The sequence below is a fragment of the Pseudomonas sp. SDO5522_S412 genome (genome assembly GCF_054071215.1).
Map to the genome: position 1 here is coordinate 1 of NZ_JBSVWQ010000278.1, position 6,880 is coordinate 6,880.

The window sequence follows — 6,880 nt, forward strand, 5'->3', positions numbered from 1 at the left end:
CCGCTTTTTTGGGGCCGCTACGCAGCCCAGCGGGAGCAAGCTCCCTCGCCACAAGAAGCTCCCTGGCCACAGCAAGCTCCCTTACCGCAGCAAGGTCCCTAGCCACTGCATGCTCCCTAGCCATAAAAAGGCTCTCTCTGCCTAAAGCCCCCCGGCCGCAATCGGCGGCGCACTTTATAAGTGACGGTTGCGCTACAAACCCGCAAAATGCAACGATTCTGGCAAATGCCAACGGCATGGCTCACAAGCCTGTCGATAATAACCATCGTTCCAAACAGACCGGGCCTGCTCAATCTATGCGAATGCGCCTTATGTTACTGGGCGGCGGGAATGCCCTCGGGCAGGCGCTGATTCGCCTCGGTGCGGAGGAAGACATCGGTTTCCTCGCCCCGCGCCCGCCCCAAGACGGCTGGGATGCCGCGAGCCTCACGCAACTGCTCGACGACACCCGTCCCGATGCCTTGATCAATCTCGCCTATTACTTCGACTGGTTTCAGGCGGAGACGGTCAGCGAGACACGCCTGGCCGCCCAGGAATATGCGATTGAGCGCCTGGCCGAACTGTGCCAGCACCACAGCATCACCCTGCTGCAACCGTCCAGCTACCGGGTGTTCGACGGCTCCCGCGCCACCGCCTACAGCGAGAAAGACGAACCCGTGCCCTTGGGTCTGCGAGGCCAGGCGTTGTGGCGCATCGAGCAGAGCGTACGCGCCACCTGCCCGCAGCACGTGCTGTTGCGTTTCGGCTGGCTGCTGGATGACAGCGTCGACGGCACCCTCGGGCGCTTCCTGGCCCGTGCCGAAAAACCTGATGAGCTGCTGATGGCCGACGACCGCCGGGGCAACCCGACGCCGGTGGACGATGCCGCGCGGGTGATCATTTCGGTGCTCAAGCAACTCGATTGCGCCGCGCCGCTGTGGGGCACCTACCACTACGCCGGCCACGAAGCGACCACCCCGCTGGCGCTGGGGCAGGCGATCCTGACCGAAGCGCGCAACTTCCACCCGCTGGCTGTGGAAGCACCGACCGCCCAGGCCCACGCCGCCCGTCCGGATGCAGCCGACGAGCCGCAACACGCGGTGCTGGCCTGCAAGAAAATCCTCCACACCTTCGGCATCAAGCCACGGGCATGGCGGGCCGGGCTGCCGGCGTTGCTCGACCGGTTCTATCGACACGGTCAAACATAAAAAAGGCGCCTAAAACAGGCGCCTTTTTTGTGGCAGTGCGCGGACGATTACACGTGATAGGTGTTGGCCAGCCGGATGCGCAGCGGCCTGCGAAAAATTTGAAACCTTTGGTGCGGGCGGTCATCTGTGTTGAGTCGATGGACCTTATCCCGGCGTTCAATGGTTATCCCCTTATGAACGGAAGTTACATTGCCGTCTCTATCACAGACAATGGCCAGGGAACTGGGTTGGGACTCAGCCAGGTATATGGCCCGCGCTTGAACGGCTGAGTGGATAGCCCGTTTGAACAAATGGAGTTAGCATCGTAAACCTTCGGCTCAAGAGCCTGTTGTTCACATCAGGGTTGCATTGTGGAAAAGCTAAATCGCCTTCAAAGCGGAATAGAAGGGCTGGATGCTCTGCTCAAGGGTGGGCTAGTCGCAGGTGCCTCCTACATCATCCAGGGGCGCCCGGGATCCGGTAAAACGATCCTCGCCAATCAGCTGGGGTTTAACCATGCGCGCAATGGGGGCCGTGTACTGGTTGCCACGTTGCTGGCCGAATCCCACGACCGTTTATTTCAGTTCCTCTCGACCCTGAACTTCTTTGATGCTTCCCGGGTGGGAGCCGAGATTCAGTTCGTCAGTGCGTTTGACACCCTTGAGAACGAAGGTCTCGATGAAGTGGTCAAGCTGCTTCGGCGTGAGATCAGTCGTCAGAAGGCCACCGTGTTAGTGGTCGACGGCTTGCTCAATGCACGCTCCAAGGCTGACTCGCCCATCGACACCAAAAAATTCATTTCCGAGCTGCAAGGGCACGCCGCGTTCGCCGGTTGTACGGTGCTGTTTCTCACCAGTTCCCGGTTGGACGACGGCAGTCCCGAGCACACCATGGTTGATGGTGTGATCGAGATGGGTGAAGAGCTTCACGGCAGCCGTTCGGTGCGCCGTATTCACCTGCGCAAAACTCGAGGCAGTGGTGCACTGACCGGACTGCACGAGTGTGAAATTACCGACGATGGCCTGGTGGTTTATCCGCGTCTGGAAAGCCTCTACAGCCATCCGTCTTTACCTGACAGTGCCGATCTGACGCGTATCACCAGCGGCATCGGTTCGCTGGACGCCATCATCGGCGGTGGCCTGCACAGCTCTTCCGTTACCCTCGTCATGGGGCCTTCCGGCGTCGGGAAGACCACGCTGGGGCTCAGGTTTCTCGCAGAGTCGACAGTGGACGCGCCGGGCCTGCATTTCGGTTTTTATGAAAGCCCGCAGCGGTTACGTCTCAAAGGCCAATCGCTGGGGATTGATATCAAGGGTATGGAAGAAAGTGGTGCGCTGAGTATTGCCTGGCAACCCACCACAGAAGGCCTGATCGATGGTCTCGGCGCACGGCTGCTGAAAATGGTTGAGGAAAAGGGCATCAAGCGCCTGTTCATCGACAGCTTGAGCGGCATGACCCGGGTGTCGACAAACCCGGCTCGTATCACTGATTTCTACAGCGCCTTGATGAGCGAGCTTCGTGCCCGTGGCGTAACGGTGTTTGCCTCATGGGAGATGCGTGACGTTTTTGGTTCGGAGGTCAGCTCTCCAACCCCGGACCTCTCCAGTATTGTCGATAACCTGATGCTGATGCGTTTCTTCGAGATTCAATCTGAACTAAGAAGAATGCTTTCGATTCTTAAGGTACGAGACAGCTTCTACGATCCTTCGCTTCTTGAAGTGGTAATCCATGAAAACGGCGTTGACCTGAAGAAGGCATCAAGAAATGCATTGGCGGTCCCTAATGATTCTTCGCTGCCGGGCTCAACGTCCAAAGTCTCTGATTCGGGTTGAACTGACATGACCACCATCCTGGTCGTCGACGACGAGTATTTGATCGCTGACATTCTCGGCTATGCGCTGGAGGATGAGGGGTACATGGTCGTAAAAGCGAGCAATGGCCAGAAAGCACTCGAGGTCCTGGAGCGCGAGCGGCCAGCGTTGATCATCACCGACTTCATGATGCCGGTCATGGATGGCCAGGAGTTTGCCGAAGCTGTCCGCGCGCTACCGGCAGTCAATCACTTGCCCATCATCCTGATCAGCGGAGCCCAGGCCCATATTGGTATGGAGCGGTCGGACTTGTTCAATGCAGTGTTGAATAAGCCGTTCAACATTGACGTGGTCATTGCTGAAGTTCGCCAGCTCCTGGCTGAAGCCTGACTCGCAGCACACGGGCGTGTGCCTGGCTTCTGATTGGCGCTTGCCTCCAGGGGAAGCCTCACAAAAAAGGCCCTGTACAACAGGGCCTTGGGTAGAACCTAGAACTTGTAGCCAATACCGACCATGTACACCATCGGGTCAACATCCACATTGACCCTGGCCCGAGTGCCCTGGCCCAGGGCGTTGTTATCCACGGTGGCCTTGGTGCTGATGTCGATGTAGCGCGCCTGGGCGTTGATCATCCACTTGTCGTTGATCATGTAGTCCGCACCGATCTGCGCGGCCCAACCCCAGGAGTTTTCCGCCTTGAAGTTGCTGAAGCCGGCCTGCTCGGCGCGGCTGCCGACGTGCTCGTCGTAGATCCAGGTGTAGTTGATACCGGCGCCGATGTACGGTTGGAATACCGACTTGCTGTCCAGCGGGTAGTACACGACGCTCAGGGTCGGTGGCAGGTGTTTCAGCGTACCGAGCTTGCCGTTGGCAGCGCCCAGGGCGGTGTTCTTGATCTTCACATCATGTTCGAACGGCGTGGCCGCCAGCAGTTCGATACCCCAGTGGCTGGTGAACATGTAGGCGAAGTTCAAACCCAGTTGAGTGTCGCTGCTCATGGTCGCCTTGCCGCCCAGGTTGGTCCCGGCCAGCGGGCCCTGGTCAACCTTGACACTGCTGCTGTCCGCTTTCGGGTTGACGGTGATGGCACCGGCGCGAATCAGGATGTCACCCGCTTCGTGAGCGTGGGCAACAGGGGCGACGAGGGCGAGCGCGACAAGCGACGCGCCGAGCAGGGACTTGTTCATGGGAGCTCCAAAGGACGTTATTAATTGCCTGTGTCCAATGGTAAAGATCGTAACGTTCGAGCTTTTGACTCAGCTCAATGAAAGCGCAATCACGGGTTATTCCTGCAACTCGTACACATAGATCTTGTCGGCATCCATCTGGTAGCCGGCATCGGCCAGTTCACTGCTGGACGGTTTGACCTGCATCTGGCCTTCGATCCAGTACGGTTGATACAACTCGTCGAGCTTCACGCCGACTTCGCTTTTGACATGCACGATCTGGTTCGACGGCGGTGGCGGTACATGGATGCACGCGCCGAAATACGGCACCAGCAGGAACTCCGTGGTGCGGCCTTCCTCGCTGACTTCCAGCGGCACGATATAACCCGGCAGGCGGATGTGCTTGCCGTCCAGGCTTTGTACGACCGGCGCGTTGGGCAGGTCCTGCTTGGCGGCCGGCGCTGACTCCACCGACAACGCATCGGCCATGCCCGACAAGTCGTGCAGCGGTTTCATGTTGGGGATTTCCGGCGGCGCGTCCGGCGGGATCATCTCCTGCCACGACAGGTCCTTGGGCTGGTCTTCAGCCCACACGGGCAGGGCCACCAGCAGCAACAGTGCGAGCACGGCGCGACGCATCAACAGCTTCCTCATAAACGTATCGACAGGCCGTCGGCCAACGATTGCCGGTAGGCGCGCCAGGCCGGCACGCTGCCCATCAGCAGGGCTGCGACGAGAATACCGCCGAGCAGGGTCCATTCATATTCGCTCGGCAACGACAGCGGCAGGTCCAGGCCGTAGTTGGCCTGCAAATACCCGCGCGACGCGGCGATGCACACATACAGCAGCCCGACGCCGGCGATCACGCCCGACAATGCCAGGGCGAAGGCTTCGAAGATCAGCAAGGTCGCAATATGCCAGGGCCGCGCGCCCACTGAACGCAGGATTGCCATTTCCCGGCGGCGCTCGTTGAGGCTGGTGAGGATCGCGGTGAGCATGCCGATCAGGCCGGTCAGCACCACGAACAGCGAGATCACGAACAGCGCTTTTTCAGCCGTGCCCATCATGCTCCACAGCTCTTGCAGCGCCACGCCCGGCAGGATCGCCAGCATCGGCTCGCCACGGAACTCGTTGATCTCCCGTTGCAGGGCGAAGGTGGAAATCTTGTTGTTCAAACCGAGCATGAACGCGGTGATGGCTTGTGGCGTCAGGTCCATGTTGCGAGCCTGGTCGGCGCTGATCCGGCCTTTGCCCTGGGCCGGCACGCCGTTGTGCCAGTCGATGTGAATCGCTTCCATGCCGCCGAGGCTGATATGCAGTGTGCGGTCCACCGGAGTGCCGGTGCGCTTGAGAATGCCGACCACGGTGAACGGCTTGTCATCGTGCTTGACCAGGCTGACCACCGCCACGCCGTGGGCCAGCACCAGCTTGTCGCCGAGCTTGTAATGCAGCGCGTCGGCCACTTCGGCGCCGAGCACCACTTCGAATGGATCGGTGGCGAAGGCGCGGCCGCTGGCCAGTTCCAGGTTCTGCCGGCGGCCGTATTGATAGTGTTCGAAATAGGATTCGTTGGTGCCCATCACGCGGTAGCCACGGTGGGAGTCGCCGAGGGAAATCGGGATCGCCCATTTTACCTGCGGGTTGGCCGCGAAGTGCTCGTAGCTGTCCCAGCGAATGTTGTTGGTGGCGTTGCCGATGCGGAACACTGAATACAGCAGCAAATTCACCGAGCCGGAACGCGCGCCGACGATCAGGTCGGTGCCGCTGATGGTGCTGGCGAAGCTGGCGCGGGCTTCGGTGCGTACCCGTTCCACCGCCAGCAACAGGCACACCGACAGGGCGATGGCGAAGGCGGTGAGGATCGCGGTAAAGCGGCGGTTAGCCAGGCTGGCCATGGCTAGTCGAAACAAATACATCTCAAACCTCTGCGGGCGTGGCGGCGCGATTGAGTTCGGCCAGCGACAGGTTGCGGTCGAACAGCGGCGCCAGGCTCTGGTCATGGCTGACGAACAACAGGCTGGCGCCTGCTTCGCGGCATTCGGCGAACAGCAACTGAATGAAGGCTTCCCGGGCGTCGTAGTCCAGGGCCGAGGTCGGCTCGTCGGCGATCACCAGCTCCGGCTGGCCGATCAGCGCACGGGCAGCGGCCACCCGTTGTTGTTGGCCGATGGACAGGGAGTCGGCGCGGCGCTCCAGCAGGCTCTTGTCCTTCAGGCCCAGGTGGGCGAGCAAGGTCGCGGCAGCCTGGTCGACGCTGCCGTGACGCTGGATTGCCCGCTGTGCCCGTAACGGTGAAAAGTGGCAGGGCAACTCGACGTTCTCGCGCACCGAGAGAAACGGCAACAGGTTGAACTGCTGGAAGATGTAGCCGGTGTGGTCGACCCGGAAACGGTCGCGGGCGCCGGCCGAGAGTTCGGTCAGTTCCTGGCCCAGCAGGCGGATGCTGCCGCGGCTGGGCTTTTGCACACCGCCCAACAGGCCGAGCAGGGTGGTCTTGCCACTGCCGCTGGGGCCCTTGAGGAACAGGGTTTCCCCCGGCTCCAGGCGGAACGTGGGGATGTCCAGCAACTGTGGGTGACCGGGCCAATTGAAGCCCAGGTCAGACAGTTCGATAAGTGCTTGGGTCATAGGGAGGTCAGTGGTCTGGCTCGATTTGGATGATGACACCGATCAACTGTAGGAGCTGGCTTGCCTGCGATGGCATCACCGCGGTGTTTCTGGAGCACCGCGGCGTCTG

At 60.5% G+C, this 6,880-nt stretch carries 7 protein-coding genes; 3 read left to right on the forward strand and 4 right to left on the reverse strand.

What is annotated here, in order from left to right:
- Positions 1–296: 296 nt before the first annotated feature.
- From ACW9I6_RS29400 to ACW9I6_RS29410, 3 genes are all read left to right on the forward strand, one after another.
- Entirely contained in the window at positions 297–1,187 is an 891-nt protein-coding gene (locus tag ACW9I6_RS29400) for a sugar nucleotide-binding protein (RefSeq protein WP_008436463.1), read from the forward strand.
- A 350-nt stretch (positions 1,188–1,537) separates the two neighbouring features.
- Positions 1,538–2,998: an ATPase domain-containing protein gene (locus ACW9I6_RS29405; protein WP_087692346.1), complete on the forward strand. Its 1,461-nt coding sequence runs from the start codon at positions 1,538–1,540 to the stop codon at positions 2,996–2,998.
- Between the two features lie 6 nt (positions 2,999–3,004).
- Positions 3,005–3,367, forward strand: a complete 363-nt coding sequence (locus ACW9I6_RS29410) for a response regulator (protein ID WP_102369993.1) — start codon at positions 3,005–3,007, stop codon at positions 3,365–3,367.
- 98 nt (positions 3,368–3,465) lie between these two features.
- On the opposite strand, the gene ACW9I6_RS29415 is transcribed toward ACW9I6_RS29410, so the two are convergent.
- The 4 genes from ACW9I6_RS29415 to ACW9I6_RS29430 form a co-directional block, all read right to left on the reverse strand.
- On the reverse strand, positions 3,466–4,164 hold the full coding sequence (locus ACW9I6_RS29415; RefSeq protein ID WP_003210007.1) for an OmpW/AlkL family protein: 699 nt from the start codon (positions 4,162–4,164) through the stop codon (positions 3,466–3,468).
- 96 nt (positions 4,165–4,260) lie between these two features.
- A complete protein-coding gene (locus ACW9I6_RS29420; RefSeq protein ID WP_102369991.1) occupies positions 4,261–4,782 on the reverse strand; it encodes a DUF3299 domain-containing protein in 522 nt (173 codons plus the stop codon).
- 11 nt (positions 4,783–4,793) lie between these two features.
- Entirely contained in the window at positions 4,794–6,059 is a 1,266-nt protein-coding gene (locus ACW9I6_RS29425) for an ABC transporter permease (RefSeq protein WP_003210004.1), read from the reverse strand.
- Between the two features lies 1 nt (position 6,060).
- Complete coding sequence (locus ACW9I6_RS29430) at positions 6,061–6,771, reverse strand: ABC transporter ATP-binding protein (RefSeq protein WP_177035949.1); 711 nt, start codon at positions 6,769–6,771, stop codon at positions 6,061–6,063.
- Positions 6,772–6,880: the final 109 nt, after the last annotated feature.